The organism is Sphingobium sp. V4 (assembly GCF_029590555.1).
Lineage (GTDB): Bacteria > Pseudomonadota > Alphaproteobacteria > Sphingomonadales > Sphingomonadaceae > Sphingobium.
Map to the genome: position 1 here is coordinate 27125 of NZ_CP081001.1, position 14783 is coordinate 41907.

The following is a 14783-nucleotide window of genomic DNA, read 5'->3' on the forward strand; positions in this document are numbered from 1 at the left end:
GTGGATCGTGGGGTGATTTGTCCTAACAGGGGCATATGGCAAAGGATCTGGATTGTGACCTGGTGATCGTCGGCGGCGGGCTGGCGGGTGGGCTGATCGCGCTCGCCTTCACGGCGCTGCGACCCGACGTGCGGTTGCTGCTCGTCGAACAGGGGGAGCAGCCGGGCGGCAACCATGTCTGGTCCTTCTTCGACGGCGATGTGGCGAAGAAGGACCGGTGGCTGGTCGACCCCATGGTCGCCCATCGCTGGCCTCAGGGGCATGAGGTCCGCTTTCCCGGCCAGGCCCGGCGTCTGGACACCCCCTATAACAGCGTCACAACTGTCCAGTTCGCTGTCCATCTTAGGACTGTGCTGGGGGATCGCCTGCTGACCGGGGCGCAAGCGGGCGGCATCGCGCCCGACCATGTCGTGCTGGCCGACGGACGGACGATCCGCGCCAGCGCCGTCATCGACGCGCGCGGGGCGGGGGATCTGTCCGCGCTGCGCTGCGGCTGGCAGAAATTCGTCGGCCACGCGTTGCGCTGCGATGCGCCACACGGCATCGATCGCCCGGTCATCATGGACGCGACCGTGGAGCAGGAGGACGGCTACCGCTTCGTCTATCTGCTGCCCTGGGACGAGCGGACAATCTTCGTCGAGGATACCTATTACAGCAATTCGCCAGCCCTGGACGTCCCGGCTCTGGACGCCCGAATCGCTGCCTATGCGCGAGACAAGGGATGGCGCGCCGACCTGGTCCATCGCGAGCAGGGCGTTCTGCCCGTCGTCCATGGCGGCGACTTCGATCGCTACTGGCCCAAAGAGGATAAGGTCGCCCGCGCCGGTGTTCGCGCCGGGCTGTTCCAGCCGATGACCGGCTATTCGCTGCCCGACGCCGTCCGATTCGCGCTCTGGCTGGCGGACCAGCCCCTGGACGGCCTTCCTGCCGCCACCCGCGTCCATGCGGCCGCGCATTGGCGGCGGGGCGGCTATTATCGGCTGCTGGGCCGGATGCTATTCGGCGCCGCCCGGCCCGACCAGCGCTGGCGCATATTCGCGCGTTTCTACCGCCTCGGCCCGGATTTGATCCAGCGTTTCTATGCTGGCCGTTCGACGCTGTCCGATCGCATCCGCATCTTGTGCGGACGCCCACCCGTGCCCATAAGGGATGCCATGCGAACATTGTGGAATGCGCCCGCCTGATGAACAGGACTGCGATCGTCATCGGCGCGGGCTTTGGCGGCCTGGCGCTTGCCATCCGCCTGCAATCTGCCGGCATCGACACGACCCTGGTGGAGGCGCGCGACCGTCCCGGCGGGCGCGCCTATATGTGGGAAAGGGACGGCTTCACCTTCGATGCCGGCCCGACCGTCATCACCGATCCCGATTGCCTGGCCGAACTGTGGCGCCTGTCGGGACATGACATGGCGCAGGATGTCACGCTGATGCCGGTGTCGCCCTTCTACCGGCTCAACTGGCGTGACGGCACCAATTTCGACTATTCCAACAATGAAGTCGCGCTGCGCGCCGAAATAGCGAAGCTCGATCCCGCCGATGTCGCGGGCTATGACCGCTTCTGCGATTATGCCGCCGGCGTCTTTGAGGAGGGCTATCGCAAGCTCGGCTCGGTCGCCTTCCTCGACTTCGCCTCCATGATCAAGGCGGCGCCCTCGCTTGCCAGATATCAGGCTTGGCGCTCGGTCTATTCCATCGTCGCATCCCATGTGAAGAACGAGAAGCTTCGCGAGGCACTGTCCTTTCACACGCTGCTGGTTGGCGGCAATCCGATGAAGACCAGCGCCATCTACGCCCTCATTCACAAGCTGGAAAAGGATGGTGGGGTCTGGTTCGCCAAAGGCGGCACCAACCGGCTGGTGCATGGCATGGCGACCCATTTCGAGCGGCTGGGCGGCACGCTGCGGCTGGGTGACGCCGTCACCCGCATCGAAACCTATGGGGACAAGGCGACGGCGGTCCACACCGCGTCGGGCTGGCGCGGGGAGGCGGACGCCATCGCCACCAATGCCGACCTGATGCACAGCTATCGCGATCTGCTCGCCCATCATCCGCGCGGCGCGAAGCAGGGGGAAAAGCTGGCGCAGAAACGCTGGTCGCCCAGCCTGTTCGTGCTGCATTTCGGCATCAAGGGCAGCTGGCCGGGCATCCCGCACCATATGATCCTGTTCGGGCCGCGGTATGAAGGGCTGCTCACCGACATCTACGATCATGGCGTGCTGCCGCAGGATTTCTCGCTCTATCTGCATCATCCCACCGTCACCGACCCGTCGATGGCGCCGGAAGGCCATTCGACCTTCTACGCGCTCGCGCCCGTGCCGCACATGGGCAAGCTTCCGATCGACTGGGACCAGTTCGCCCCGGCCTATGCCGAACGCATCCTGGACGAGATCCAGCACCGGCTGATCCCGGACATCAGATCGCGGATCGTCACCCGATTCCATTATGCGCCCAGCGATTTCGGGCGCGACCTGAACGCCCACATGGGCAGCGCCTTCAGCCTGGAACCGCTGCTGACCCAGAGCGCCTGGTTCCGCGCGCACAATCGCGACGATGTCATTCCCAACCTCTATCTGGTAGGGGCCGGCACCCATCCCGGCGCGGGCATCCCCGGCGTGGTGGGCAGCGCCAAGGCGACCGCAGCGCTGATGCTGGACGATCTGGGCAGGATATGATGAAGAGACTGGCGGTCTATTGCGGGTCGGCGACGCCGGCCGATCTCACTTATGTCGACGCGGCGCGCCACGTCGGGCGCACGCTGGCCGGGCGGGGCATCGGCGTCGTCTATGGCGGCGGACGCCTCGGCCTCATGGGCGCGGTGGCGGACGCAGCGCTGGAGGCGGGCGGCGAGGTGATCGGCGTGATCCCCGAGGCGCTGGTCGGCGCCGAAGTCGCGCACCGTGGCTGCACGGAACTGCACGTCGTGCAGACCATGCACCAGCGCAAGCAGCTCTTCACCGACCTGTCCGACGGCTTCGTGACGCTGCCCGGCGGCGTCGGCACGATGGACGAACTGTGGGAAGCGATCAGCTGGGCGCAGCTGGGCTATCATCAAAAGCCGGTCGGCCTGCTCAACGTCGCCGGCTTCTACGACCAGCTGATCGGCTTCAACCGCCAGATGGTGGAGGCCGGCTTCATTCGCGCGCAACATGCCGGCATCCTGATCCATCAGGACAGTATCGAGGCGCTTGTGGACGCGATGGCGGCCTATCAGCCGCACGAGACGATTTTCGCGATGAAGGCGGATCGGTTATGATCCGTTAGCCAAGTCCGGGTGACTTTCCGGGCCGGGCAGGGCATGGGACGGGTATGTCCACCGTTTCTCCAGACCGTGCCGCCCTCGTCGCTCATGCCCGCGACAGCATCGCACGCGGTTCCAAATCCTTCGCCATGGCGTCCAAGCTGTTCGACCGGCAGACCCGCGAACGCGCCTGGCTGCTCTATGCCTGGTGCCGCAAGTGCGACGACATTGCCGATGGGCAGGACCATGGCGGCACGCTGCGGGGCGTCGCCGACGGGCAGGCGCGGCTATCGACCATTCGGGTGCTCACCGACGCGGCGCTGCGAGGAGATCGGACCGGCGATCCGGCCTTTGACGGTTTCGGCGTCGTGATGCGCGAATGCGCGATCCCGGACCGCTATGCCCATGACCTGATCGAAGGTTTCGCGCTCGACGCGCGCGACTGGCGCCCGCGCAGCGAGGCCGACATGCTGCGCTATTGCTATCATGTCGCCGGCGCGGTCGGCTGCATGATGGCGGTGCTGATGGGCGTCGATCCGGCGGATGAGGCGACGCTCGACCGTGCCTGCGACCTAGGCCTCGCCTTCCAGCTCGCCAATATCGCGCGCGACATCAGCGAGGATGAGGCGGCGGACCGCTGTTACCTGCCCGAGGAGTGGCTGGTGGAGATGGATATTCCGCCGGGCGAGCATATGAAGCCCTGGGCGCGACCGCGCCTCGCGGTCCTTGCGCGCCGGCTGGCCGACATGGCTGCCGCTTATGAAGAAAGCGCCCGCCACGGTACGGGTGTCTTGCCGGCGCGCGCCGCCTGGGCGGTTCTGGCCGCCGCCGGCATCTATGGCGACATCGCCCGTGAGGTCGCACGCCGGGGCGAACAGGCCTGGGACCATCGCGTGGTGACACTCAGGCGCGAGAAGCTGGGCTGGGTGATCCGCGCCGGGCTTCAGGTGCCCGGCCGGGCCGGGCACTGGCCGGCCGCCAGCCCCCGCTCCGCCGATCTGTGGACCCGGGCCCGCTGATTTCCGCGGGGCCGATGGCCTCCCGACGAAAAAATGGGCCGGTACTTTCGTACCGGCCCGAGGCATGTTCGCAGGAGGAACAAGGTGAGGCGGGCGGCCCTTGCCCGTCTGGCGGGCCGCCCTGCCAAACTCAGTAGTTGTAGGCGCGTTCGCCGTGGCTGGAGAGGTCGAGACCTTCCTGCTCGGCATCGGCGCTCGGACGCAGACCCATGGTCTTGTCGATCACGAAGTAGAGCACCGCGCTCAGCACGCCCGAATAGACCAGGGTGAAGAGCACCGCCTTGATCTGCGTGACGACCTGGGTCGCGATCGAGTAGCTGTCGGCGTTGAAGCCGGCCGGGAAGACGGTGTAGTCGAACACGCCCTGGCCGCCCAGCGACGGCGCCGCGACGATGCCGGTGGCGATCGCACCGACGATGCCGCCGATGCAGTGGACGCCGAACACGTCCAGGCTGTCGTCATACCCCATCTTGCCCTTCACGAAGGCGACGAAGATGTAGCAGATCGGCGAAACGACCAGACCCAGCACGATCGAGGTCATCGGCGCGCCCAGGCCAGCGGCCGGGGTGATCGCGACGAGGCCGGCAACCGCACCAGTCACGGCGCCCAGCAGCGAAGGCTTGCCATGGTGGAACTGTTCGACCAGCGCCCAGCTGACGGCCGCCGCGCAGGTGGCGAGCATGGTGTTGATGAAGGCGACGCCGGTGACGGCATTGGCTTCCAGGTTGGAGCCGGCGTTGAAACCGAACCAGCCGACCCACAGCAGCGAGGCGCCGATCATGGTCATGGTCAGCGAGTGGGGAGGCATGGGTTCCTTGGGGAAGCCGATGCGCTTGCCGATGATGAGGCAGCCCACCAGGCCGGCGATACCGGCATTGATGTGGACGACGGTGCCGCCCGCGAAGTCGAGCGCGCCCCAGCCCCAGAGCAGGCCGGCGTCGGTCGGTGCGTCAGCCAGGAAGTCCGGGCCGGCCCAGTACCATACCATGTGCGCCATCGGGAAATAGACGATGGTCAGCCACAGCACGACGAAGACGATCAGCGCCGAGAACTTCACGCGTTCGGCGAAAGCGCCGACGATGAGGGCTGGGGTGATCATCGCGAAGGTCATCTGGAAGACCACGAACACCAGTTCGGGCAGATACAGATTGTTGCTGAACGTCGCGGCATAGGTCGAACTGCTGACGTTCATCAGGAATGCCTTGTCCAGGCCGCCGACCAGCCACGGCACTGGAGTGCTGGTGGAGGTGAAGGCCATCGAATAGCCCCAGCAGGCCCAGACCAGACCCGCGACGGACACGATCATGAACACCTGCATCAGGACGCTCAGCATATTCTTGGTGCGTACCAGGCCGCCGTAGAACAGGGCGAGGCCAGGGACCGACATCATCAGCACCAGCGCGGCGGAAATCAGCATCCAGGCGACGTCGCCCTTGTTGACCATGCCGGCCATGGCCGCAGCATCCGGCGCCTTGATCGGGCCTGCGGCGGCAAGCGCCGGAGATGCGGCGAGCAGGGAAAGGCCAAGCGCCCCCGCCACCCCGCAGAGTTTCTTGGAAAAGGTCATTATTTCCCCCTTCTTACAGCGCGGTTTCGCCGGTTTCGCCGGTGCGGATACGCACCGCCTGACCGACGTCGAGGACGAAAATCTTGCCATCGCCGATGGCGCCCGAATTGGCCGCGGCCTGTGTCGCTTCCACGACGCGCGGCGCGAGATCGTCGTCGCAGACCACCTCGACCTTGATCTTGGGAACCATGTTGGTCGAATATTCGGCGCCGCGGTAGATTTCGGTCTGGCCCTTCTGGCGACCAAAGCCCTTCACTTCGCTGACCGTCATGCCGGCGATGCCGAGCGAGGAAAGTGCCTCGCGGACATCGTCCAACTTGAACGGCTTGATGATAGCCATGACAAGTTTCATGTCGCCCCCTGTTACTGGTGTGCGGACCACTACCAGCAAGAGGCGTGCCAAATTGTCAAAGGCGGGTTAATGCGGGGCTTCGGTGCGACGGCACATGTTGCAGCGCCAAAAAATTGGGCAGCAGATGGATGCTGCCTAAAAAATGGGCAGGACAGGCGCTACCAGTGCAGGCCGTGTGAGGCCGCTTCCCGTTCCTCTGGTCGTGTTTCGCGCCCTAGCGCGTCATTGCGATGCGGAAACCGGCCGAAACGGGCGATGATCGAATGATGCTCGCGGGCGAACTCCAGCGACTGCGGGTCTCCGGCGCCTTCGAACAGGGTCAGCGACAATTGCTGATCCTCCAGCGCCTCGCTGTGCTGGAAAGGCATATAGAAGAACAGGCGCCCGGCGCCGCCGATCTGGATGTCATAGCCCTGGGCAATCGCGCCGCGCGCCACGCCCCGTGCGAGTGCGTCGGTGGCGAACGCCTGCGCCGCGCCGCGGAACATGTTGCGGGGGAGCTGGTCGAACAACAGCACGGCGGCGAGGGCATCGTCGGCCCGGTCGAGAAAAGCATCCGGTGGCAGCGCCTGCTTTTTCGCCCAGAGCGTCTCGAAGCGGGCGGCACAAAGCTTGTCTAGGGCGGGATCGTGGCTCCACCATCCGGCTTCCCCGACCTGGTTGAACCAAAAATCGAGCAACGCCGCCGCCCAGTCGGCCGTCACTGCATCGTGGCTGTCGGTAAGCATGTTCATGCTCCCTCAATCGTTGGACGGCGAGGCGGTTCCGCCATTCGTGCCGCCCAAGGCTCAGGTCGCCGTGCCGCCGACGGTCAGCCCCTCCAGCAGCAGGCTCGGCTGGCCGACGCCGGCGGGCACGCTCTGCCCGCCCTTGCCGCACATGCCGATGCCTTCGTCCAGTGCCCAGTCATGGCCGATGCCGACCACCTTGGTGAGCGCGGTCGGCCCGTCACCGATCAGGGTCGCGCCCTTGATCGGGTCGCCCAGCTTGCCGTTCTCGACCTTGTAGGCCTCGGTGCAGGAAAAGACGAACTTGCCCGACACGATGTCGACCTGACCGCCGCCGAAGCTCTTGGCGAAGATGCCGGACTTCATCCGGCTCAGCAATTCTTCGGGGTCGTCCTTGCCGCCCTTGATGAAGGTGTTGGTCATGCGCGGCATGGGCGCATGGGCATAGCTTTCGCGACGTCCGTTGCCGGTCGGCGCGACGCCCATCAGCCGGGCATTGAGTCGATCCTGCATATAGCCCTTGAGGATGCCGTCCTCGATCAGGATATTTTCCTGGGTCGGCGTGCCCTCATCGTCGATCGACAGCGAGCCGCGGCGATCCATGATGCTGCCGTCGTCCACGACCGTGACGCCGGGCGCGGCGACGCGCTGCCCGATGCGACCGGAAAAGGCGCTGGTACCCTTGCGATTGAAATCGCCTTCCAGGCCATGGCCGATGGCTTCATGGACGAGCACGCCGGGCCAGCCCGAGCCGAGCAGCACGGTCATCTCGCCCGCCGGCGCGGCGACCGAGCGCATGTTGACGCGCGCCTGCGCCAGCGCTTCGTCGATCGCACGGTTCCAGATCCGGGCGTCCATCACCTGATCGTAGAGATAGCGGCCGCCAATCCCGAACACGCCGGTTTCGCGGCGGCCATTCTCCTCCAGGATGATGGAGACGTTGAGGCGCACCAGCGGGCGGATGTCGGTTGCGATGAAGCCGTCGGCGCGCACGATCTCGACCACCGACCAGCTTCCCGCCAGGCTCACCGATACCTGAGCGACCCGCGGGTCGCGGGCGCGGGCGGCCGCGTCGATCTCGGCGCAGAGCGCGACTTTCTCGGCGAAGGGCACGATCTCAAGCGGGTTGGCGTCGGTATAGAGGTGACGATTGGTGCGCTGCGGCGGCGGTGCGGGCTGACCCTTGGCCGGATCGAGCAGGGCAAGCGTCTGGGCTGCCTTGCGGATCGCCGCCTCGCTGATGTCGTTGGCGTGAGCGAAGCCCGTCATCTCGCCCGACACGCCGCGCAGGCCGAAGCCCGCATCGGTCGAATAGTCGGCGGTCTTCAATCGTCCGTCGTCGAAGCCGAAGCTCTCGCTCGCCCGATATTGCAGATAGAGTTCGCCGTCGTCGCACGCGGCCAGCGCCTGCGCGGTCAGGCGGCGCGCGCCATCGGGATCGAGCAGGCCCGGACGATAGAGCAGGCCACGGGCGTCAGTGAATTGCGAAACAGGATCGGTCATGCCGCCCGATATAGGGACGGCACGACCCAAGCCCAATGGAAAAATTAGAGGCTGGCGCCCGAGGCGATGTCCGGCTTGGTCGCGACATCGGCATTGTCGGCGACTCCGCCGATCAGCACGAAGCGGCGGTCGCAATAGCCGCAGTCGACATAGCCATGCTCGTCAATCTCCAGGAAGACGCGCGGGTGGCCGAGGGCGGCGGGAATGTCCCCCGATCCGTCGCAGGAAACGCGGGACTTGGAGACTCGGATGATTTCAGGGGGCTGGATCATGGAAAGCGGCGTTAGCAGCGGCGAAGGTGCGCTGCAATATGCGGCGGTGCCTACATCAGCCGCCAGCGCGGCGGCGTGCAGGGCGTCTTGTCGTCCGTTACCGCCAGGGATGCCGGTTTCCCGTCGGTACAGTCCGTGGCGGCCATCACCGCGAAAGGTGACAGCATCAGCAGGACCGGGGCCAGGGTGCCGCCAAGGAAAACCGCGAATTGCATTGCGTAACAATGGCGCATCCATGCTTGCTGCATGATGAATGTTACGGCTGCGCATCGGGAGATGGGGCCGGGGTCGCCGGTACGGTCCCCCGGTAGGCTTCTTAAGCGAGGAAGATGGTGGGCGATGACGGGCTCGAACCGCCGACATTCTCGGTGTAAACGAGACGCTCTACCAACTGAGCTAATCGCCCCCGTGGGGAAGGGGCCTATCTAGGGCAATCGGGCCGTGGGTCAAGCGGTCAATCGGGCAGAGCGATCATCGGGCCAGCAGGCGGCGGCTGGCGCCGAACCAGCGCATCAGCGCTTCGGCCGTCTCCTGCGCCAGGGCGATGAAGACGCGGCGGCCATCCTGCGGGTCGGCCTGTCGTTCGACCAGTCCCTTGTCGGTCAGGGTGCGAATCCAGCGCAAGGCGGTGGTCGGCGGCACGGCGGCGGCGATGCACAGGCTGGAGACGGACACGCGCTCCTGCTCCAGCCGGGCGGCGAGCAGGTCGAGCAGCATGTCCCAGGCCGGGTCGGCGAACAGGTCGCCGGGCAGGAAATCGGCGCGGATGCGGCGCGCGCGGAGCAGGTCGCGCACCTGCTGCGGGGCGATGGCGGGCGCATCCGTCGGGCGCGGGGCGGCGCTGATGGGGGCGAGCGCGGGCATCCCGATATAGTCGCTCGGCCGGTCGGAGATTCGCGGGCCGAGGTCGAAGGAGGGCGTGGCCAGGCGGTTGCGCTGGGTCAGCGCGTCGATGGTGCGGGCGAGGCGGCCCACTTCCTCGCTCAATTGCTGGAGGCGGGCGCTTTCCCGGTCGATCTCATGGACATGGCCGGGCATCGGCCGGCGCTCGCCCGCCGCCACCAGCGCGGCGGCGAGTTCGGTGCGGTCCGGGTCGCACAGCAACTGGGTATAGGGGCTGCGGACACAGGCAAAGGCGAGTTCCACCGTGTCCCAGCCCGCGACGAGGATCACGGCCGTGCCCGACTGGATCGCCTGGGTTTCGACCTGGACCAGCAGCCGCTCCAGCGTGGGGGTGGCCGAGGGACAGAAGAGCAGCAGCGTGTCGCAATGGGTCTGGTCATCGAGCCGGGCGGGGGCGTCAGCCAGACTGGTCGTCCCGAGCAGGCGCAGGCCGGCCGCGTCGGCCACCGGCAGGATGTCATCCCGGTCCACCCGGTCGCCCACCACCAGCAGGCCGGCGCGATCGTCCCGCACTGCGATCGGGTCCGCGTCGCCGACAAAGGCGCCACTGGCAGGCAAGGCGTAGGAAAAATCTTCCGTCATGTCCGAATCCCGTTCTAGCTTCGTTCCGGAGACTAAAGCAAGAACGGATCGGTTCAGCCGGATATTCGGCCGTTCCGGACATAAGCTGGCGGCATGTCCCGGAGCCCGCCTTGCCGCCTTGCCCGGATCGATCCGATTTTCGTCCGACCTGGCTTCATTGTCCGCCCGCTTTGGAGGAAGTTTCCTATCCTGTCGGGCCTGGGCGCTTATTCATCCATTATGGAGTCAATCGTTACACGCCCGTGGCGCGCGCGAAATCGATATAGAGGGCGCGCAGCCGCATCGCGATCGGGCCGGGCGCGCCGTCGCCGATCGTCTGCCCGTCGATCATGACCACCGACTGGCAGAGGGTCGACGCGCTGGTGATGAAGGCTTCCCTTGCGGCGAGCGCCTCGGCCACGGTGAAGGGGCGGCGGATGACGGAGAGGCCGCTCTCCTCCGCCAGCGCGGCGAGCGCCGACCCGGTGCAGCCCGCCAGCACCGCCTGGCTGTAGGGGCGGGTGATGATGCCTTCGTCGGTGACGATGAAGGCGGTGGAGGAGGCGCCTTCGGTCACGAAGCCGTCCTCGACCATCCAGGCCTCCTGCGCGCCGGCGTCGCGCGCGGCCTGCTTGGCCATGGCCTGGGCGAGCAGGCCCACGCTCTTGATGTCGCGCCGCGCCCAGCGCTGGTCGGGCATGGTGGCGACGGCGATGCCGGTCCGGACGGCGGGGGTGTCGAGGAAGGGCCTGTCCTGCACGAACATGAACAGGGTCGGTTGCAGGCCGGCGGGGGCGATGAAGTCGCGGGTCGTATCGGCGCCGCGGGTGATCTGGAGATAGACCAGCCCTTCGGTCAGTGCGTTGCGGGCGACGAGTTCCTGCTGCGCCGCCTCGATCGCTGCCAGCGTCATCGGCAGGGCGATGCCGATGGCGGCCGTCGACCGATCCAGCCGGGCGAGGTGGCTGGCGCTGTCGACCAGCTTGCCGTCAATCACGGCGGCGACTTCATAGATGCCGTCGGCGAAGAGGAAACCGCGATCGAGCGGCGAGATGCGGACTTCGTCCAGCGGCAGGTAGCTGCCGTTCAGATAGGCGACGGACATGGGCGATCCTTGAGACTGGCGTTGGCGGCTGCTTTTGCCGCTGGGGCGGGCGGGGTCAAGCCGGGCGCCGGGTGATAGACGACGCAATTTCGGGAATAGGAGGTCACGGTTGGTGATCGCGCCGAAGTTCACGGTGTCGCAGGGAATTTTTCCGGGGCGATCGGCGGCGTTTTTGGCGGAAAAAGCGGAGGCGATGCGCGGACAACGCGCCAGCGACGCGACGCCTGCGCGTCATCCCGGCCACGCCCGCGCGTCGCGGACGCGTCCCCCGAGTCACGCCTGCGCGCCAGGGACGCGCCGCCAGGGTCACGGCTGTTCGAATGGTGGGCGGAGCAAGCGGCGGATTCATCCCCAAGGGTAAATCAGAGAAAATCCAACATTGAAAGCATGACGTGATGCTGTTGTTGAGCGAACGGGAATGAAGTGAGACGACCATTTATTGCCGCTTATGTCACGCTCCAGCACGCCACAAACCGGACAGTGGACTAGGTCCCATTCTCTGCGTCTTGGCTATCTCGATAGAGGGCTAATATTTCTGCCCTGCGCTCGACGGCCGAGACATGCACGATCACTGTTTCTGTCAGATCCACATCAGGATGAGAGGCACAGTTCCCGGCAAACCATAGAGTCTCGGACAATGGTTCTTTATTGTGCCACGTCGTCATCACAAACTTGTCGTCCGGTATCTCCCCGAAATCGAAAGCTTTCAAGGCAGCCCAATCCACTGCATCGTGCCATCCTTCGCAGGCTTCGCCCCAAGTGACAAAGTAGAGGCATCCGCTGCTAACGAGCCATGCGGCGACGTCATCACGCCAAGCTTGGCTTACTGGCCTTTCGGCAATCAAAATTGCTCGATAGGGTCGAGCTTTTATGTGAGGCATAGGCTGATCAGGCGAGACGTGCAGATAGTCCAGCTTCATCAAGCGAGCCTATGTCCGCAATGCGATAAGCTCAACTTAAAAGCTGTCCGTCTTCTTCCCACCCGTCCCCGGCGCCCGACCGCGTACCGTTTCAGGCTGCCTTGCCCTTGAGCGCCTTCTGCCGCCGGCGCTGCACCGACGAGCCGATGCCCATGGCCTCGCGATATTTGGCGACGGTGCGGCGGGCGATGTCCATGCCCTTGGCGCGGAGCAGGTCGACCAACGTGTCGTCGGACAGGATCGCTTGGGGGTCTTCGGCCGCGATCAGCGCCTTGATGTGGCTTTTCACCGCTTCGGCCGAAACCGATCCGCCATCGCCGCCCGACGCCGCAACGCCGCTGGTGAAGAAATATTTGAGTTCGTAGAGGCCGCGCGGGCAGGCCAGATATTTGTTGGAGGTGACGCGGCTGACTGTGGATTCGTGCATCCCGATCGCGTCGGCCACGGCCTTGAGCGTCAACGGCTTCAAGTGCGCGACGCCTTGGTGGAAGAACGCCTCCTGCTGGCGCAATATCTCGCTCGCCACCTTGATGATCGTCTTCTGCCGCTGGTCGAGCGCCTTCACCAGCCAGTTGGCGCTGGCGAGGCAGTCGGCGAGCCAGGCTTTGCCGGCCTTGTCCTGCTTGCCCGTGGACAGCTCGATATAATAGCTGCGGTTGATGAGCAGGCGAGGCAATGTGGCGTTGTTGATCTCGATCGCCCAGCCGTCGCGGGTGGCGCGCACGAACAGGTCCGGCGTGACCGGGGCCGCGCGATCGCCGGAAAAGCGCAGGCCGGGCTTGGGATCATAGCCGCGCAATTCGGCGATCATGTCGGCCATGTCCTCCTCGTCCACGCCGCAGATGCGGCGCAGCTGCGGCAGGGCGCCCCTGGCGAGCAGGTCGAGATTGGCGAGCAGCCGCGCCATGCAGGGATCGTGGCGGTCCGCCTCCTTCGCCTGGAGCGCGAGGCATTCGGCGAGCGAGCGCGCGCCCACGCCGGTGGGATCGAAGCTGTGGATGACGCCCAGCACCCGCTCCACATCATGGAGCGGCACGCCCAGGCCATGGGCGGTGGCCAGCAGGTTCGCCTCCAGATAGCCCGCCTCGCTGATCTGGCCGATCAGCTGGCTGGCGATGAGCAGGTCCATGCCCGACAGGGCGGCGCGCGCCTGGTCCATCAGATGTTCCTGGAGGCTCGCGTCGGGCGCGGCGAAGCTGTCGAAGTCGGGCGCTTCGTCGCCATAGCCGCCCGAGAGCGCGTCCATGCCGCCGCCGCCCGCGCCTCCCATCGGCCCGGCTTCGCCTGCCATGCGGTCGCCGGGGCCATCGTCGATGAAGATGTCGGCGCCATGGTCGACATCGAGCGGGCTGTCCGCGCCGCCCAGCCCCTGCGCGATCAGATCGTCACTGGCGCCGGTTTCGGCGGCGAGCGCGGGACGGTCCAGGTCGCGGTCGATGCCGTCGGGCGCGGGCATTGCGTCATCGCCGCCGGTTTCGAGCAGCGGGTTCTTTTCCAGCTCGCCCGCGACGAACGCCTCGATCTCCAGGTTGGAGAGCGCCAGCAGCTTGATCGCCTGCTGGAGCTGCGGCGTCATCACCAGAGACTGGCTCTGGCGGATGTCGAGGCGTGGGCCGAGCGCCATTATCGTTCTCTTTCGCCAAAATGCGCGGAAGGGCGCATTTTGGAGCCGCACCGGCCCCCATCCCCACCCGGCCGCCCATAGGCTACTGACATAGAACGACCGGGTGGGGGTGCGAGCCGGTGCGGCATGAAAGGAGCGCCCCCTCGCATCTTACAACTGGAAATTCTCGCCCAGATAAAGGCGGCGGACGTCGGCATTGGCGACCAGTTCGGTCGGGTTGCCGGCAAAGAGCACCTGACCACCATAGATGATGCAGGCCCGGTCGACGATTTCCAGCGTCTCGCGGACATTATGGTCGGTGATGAGAACGCCGATGCCGCGCGTCTTCAAATCCTTCACCAGGTCACGAATGTCGGCGATCGAGAGCGGGTCGATGCCAGCGAACGGCTCGTCGAGCAGGACGATCGAGGGATTGGCGGCCAGCGCGCGGGCGATCTCGCAGCGGCGGCGTTCACCGCCCGACAGCGCCATGGCGGACGAATCCCTCAAGCGGGTGAGGCCGAATTCGTCGAGCAGCTGTTCGAGCCGGGCGGCCCGCGCACACTTGTCCGGCTCCGCCAGTTCCAGCACCGCGCCGATATTCTGCGCCACGCTGAGGCCCCGGAAAATCGAGGTTTCCTGGGGCAGATAGCCCAGCCCCAGGATCGCGCGGCGATACATGGGCAGGCCGGTGATGTCCTGCCCGTCTAGCACGATGCGGCCGCGATCGGGGCGGACGAGGCCCATCACCGAATAGAAGCAGGTCGTCTTGCCCGCGCCGTTGGGGCCGAGCAGGCCGACCACCTCGCCCTTGCCCACGGTCAGCGAGACATCGGACAGAACGACGCGCTTGTCATAGCTTTTGGCGATCGAGATGACCGACAGGCCGTCGCCCACTTCCTGGGGCGCTGGGGGATAGGCCGAGTTCGGCCGGTCCTGGGTCGTCACGTCGTGCATCCTGTCATTCCTTACGCGCCATGGAGGCTCGCGGGGGTAAATTGGCAGCCCAAGGG

15 protein-coding genes and 1 tRNA gene are annotated in these 14783 nt (G+C 66.0%); 4 read left to right on the forward strand and 12 right to left on the reverse strand.

What is annotated here, in order from left to right; all coding sequences use genetic code 11:
- Window positions 1–35 precede the first annotated feature (35 nt).
- Genes crtY through K3M67_RS00165 form a run of 4 tightly spaced genes read left to right on the forward strand, consistent with a single transcriptional unit; the run spans window position 36 to window position 4256 of the window.
- Window positions 36–1184, forward strand: a complete 1149-nt coding sequence (gene crtY / locus K3M67_RS00150; RefSeq protein WP_066864428.1) for a lycopene beta-cyclase CrtY — start codon at window positions 36–38, stop codon at window positions 1182–1184.
- Entirely contained in the window at window positions 1184–2671 is a 1488-nt protein-coding gene (locus K3M67_RS00155; RefSeq protein ID WP_066865260.1) for a phytoene desaturase, read from the forward strand. Before crtY ends, K3M67_RS00155 begins: the two co-directional genes overlap by 1 nt.
- Complete coding sequence (locus K3M67_RS00160) at window positions 2671–3252, forward strand: LOG family protein (protein WP_066864426.1); 582 nt, start codon at window positions 2671–2673, stop codon at window positions 3250–3252. The genes K3M67_RS00155 and K3M67_RS00160 overlap by 1 nt, the downstream gene beginning before the upstream one ends.
- Window positions 3253–3305: 53 nt before the next feature.
- A complete protein-coding gene (locus K3M67_RS00165; RefSeq protein ID WP_285831961.1) occupies window positions 3306–4256 on the forward strand; it encodes a phytoene/squalene synthase family protein in 951 nt (316 codons plus the stop codon).
- 130 nt (window positions 4257–4386) lie between these two features.
- Here the strand turns inward: K3M67_RS00165 and K3M67_RS00170 are convergent, their stop codons facing one another.
- The 12 genes from K3M67_RS00170 to lptB all read right to left on the reverse strand — a co-directional run bounded on the left by K3M67_RS00170 (window position 4387) and on the right by lptB (window position 14727).
- Complete coding sequence (locus K3M67_RS00170) at window positions 4387–5823, reverse strand: ammonium transporter (protein ID WP_066864421.1); 1437 nt, start codon at window positions 5821–5823, stop codon at window positions 4387–4389.
- 13 nt (window positions 5824–5836) lie between these two features.
- Entirely contained in the window at window positions 5837–6175 is a 339-nt protein-coding gene (locus tag K3M67_RS00175; protein WP_037476545.1) for a P-II family nitrogen regulator, read from the reverse strand.
- A 158-nt stretch (window positions 6176–6333) separates the two neighbouring features.
- Window positions 6334–6909 (reverse strand): DUF924 family protein, encoded by a 576-nt coding sequence (locus tag K3M67_RS00180; protein ID WP_285831962.1) that lies wholly within the window; start codon window positions 6907–6909, stop codon window positions 6334–6336.
- Window positions 6910–6963: 54 nt separating this feature from the next.
- Window positions 6964–8406, reverse strand: coding sequence for a metalloprotease TldD (tldD, locus tag K3M67_RS00185; protein WP_285831963.1), 1443 nt, complete (start codon window positions 8404–8406; stop codon window positions 6964–6966).
- A 44-nt stretch (window positions 8407–8450) separates the two neighbouring features.
- On the reverse strand, window positions 8451–8678 hold the full coding sequence (locus tag K3M67_RS00190) for a zinc-finger domain-containing protein (RefSeq protein WP_066864413.1): 228 nt from the start codon (window positions 8676–8678) through the stop codon (window positions 8451–8453).
- 50 nt (window positions 8679–8728) lie between these two features.
- Complete coding sequence (locus tag K3M67_RS00195; RefSeq protein WP_157102651.1) at window positions 8729–8893, reverse strand: hypothetical protein; 165 nt, start codon at window positions 8891–8893, stop codon at window positions 8729–8731.
- A gap of 115 nt (window positions 8894–9008) precedes the next feature.
- Window positions 9009–9084, reverse strand: a tRNA-Val gene (locus tag K3M67_RS00200).
- A gap of 65 nt (window positions 9085–9149) precedes the next feature.
- Window positions 9150–10163: a MarR family transcriptional regulator gene (locus tag K3M67_RS00205; RefSeq protein WP_285831964.1), complete on the reverse strand. Its 1014-nt coding sequence runs from the start codon at window positions 10161–10163 to the stop codon at window positions 9150–9152.
- 232 nt (window positions 10164–10395) lie between these two features.
- A complete protein-coding gene (locus K3M67_RS00210) occupies window positions 10396–11247 on the reverse strand; it encodes a D-amino-acid transaminase (RefSeq protein ID WP_066864411.1) in 852 nt (283 codons plus the stop codon).
- Window positions 11248–11732: 485 nt separating this feature from the next.
- Complete coding sequence (locus tag K3M67_RS00215; protein WP_285831965.1) at window positions 11733–12167, reverse strand: DUF7684 family protein; 435 nt, start codon at window positions 12165–12167, stop codon at window positions 11733–11735.
- Window positions 12168–12258: 91 nt separating this feature from the next.
- On the reverse strand, window positions 12259–13791 hold the full coding sequence (gene rpoN, locus K3M67_RS00220; RefSeq protein ID WP_066864408.1) for an RNA polymerase factor sigma-54: 1533 nt from the start codon (window positions 13789–13791) through the stop codon (window positions 12259–12261).
- 150 nt (window positions 13792–13941) lie between these two features.
- On the reverse strand, window positions 13942–14727 hold the full coding sequence (lptB, locus tag K3M67_RS00225; protein ID WP_285831966.1) for an LPS export ABC transporter ATP-binding protein: 786 nt from the start codon (window positions 14725–14727) through the stop codon (window positions 13942–13944).
- Window positions 14728–14783 lie beyond the last annotated feature (56 nt).

Bases quoted from the DNA above. Each gene is read 5' to 3' on its own strand.
- K3M67_RS00205 (WP_285831964.1), bottom strand. From the start codon at position 10,163: ATGACGGAAGATTTTTCCTACGCCTTGCCTGCCAGTGGCGCCTTTGTC.
- K3M67_RS00170 (WP_066864421.1), bottom strand. From the start codon at position 5,823: ATGACCTTTTCCAAGAAACTCTGCGGGGTGGCGGGGGCGCTTGGCCTT.
- K3M67_RS00155 (WP_066865260.1), top strand. From the start codon at position 1,184: ATGAACAGGACTGCGATCGTCATCGGCGCGGGCTTTGGCGGCCTGGCG.
- crtY (WP_066864428.1), top strand. From the start codon at position 36: ATGGCAAAGGATCTGGATTGTGACCTGGTGATCGTCGGCGGCGGGCTG.
- K3M67_RS00180 (WP_285831962.1), bottom strand. From the start codon at position 6,909: ATGAACATGCTTACCGACAGCCACGATGCAGTGACGGCCGACTGGGCG.
- K3M67_RS00175 (WP_037476545.1), bottom strand. From the start codon at position 6,175: ATGAAACTTGTCATGGCTATCATCAAGCCGTTCAAGTTGGACGATGTC.
- tldD (WP_285831963.1), bottom strand. From the start codon at position 8,406: ATGACCGATCCTGTTTCGCAATTCACTGACGCCCGTGGCCTGCTCTAT.
- K3M67_RS00215 (WP_285831965.1), bottom strand. From the start codon at position 12,167: ATGAAGCTGGACTATCTGCACGTCTCGCCTGATCAGCCTATGCCTCAC.
- lptB (WP_285831966.1), bottom strand. From the start codon at position 14,727: ATGCACGACGTGACGACCCAGGACCGGCCGAACTCGGCCTATCCCCCA.
- K3M67_RS00165 (WP_285831961.1), top strand. From the start codon at position 3,306: ATGTCCACCGTTTCTCCAGACCGTGCCGCCCTCGTCGCTCATGCCCGC.
- K3M67_RS00160 (WP_066864426.1), top strand. From the start codon at position 2,671: ATGAAGAGACTGGCGGTCTATTGCGGGTCGGCGACGCCGGCCGATCTC.
- K3M67_RS00210 (WP_066864411.1), bottom strand. From the start codon at position 11,247: ATGTCCGTCGCCTATCTGAACGGCAGCTACCTGCCGCTGGACGAAGTC.
- K3M67_RS00195 (WP_157102651.1), bottom strand. From the start codon at position 8,893: ATGCAATTCGCGGTTTTCCTTGGCGGCACCCTGGCCCCGGTCCTGCTG.
- K3M67_RS00190 (WP_066864413.1), bottom strand. From the start codon at position 8,678: ATGATCCAGCCCCCTGAAATCATCCGAGTCTCCAAGTCCCGCGTTTCC.
- rpoN (WP_066864408.1), bottom strand. From the start codon at position 13,791: ATGGCGCTCGGCCCACGCCTCGACATCCGCCAGAGCCAGTCTCTGGTG.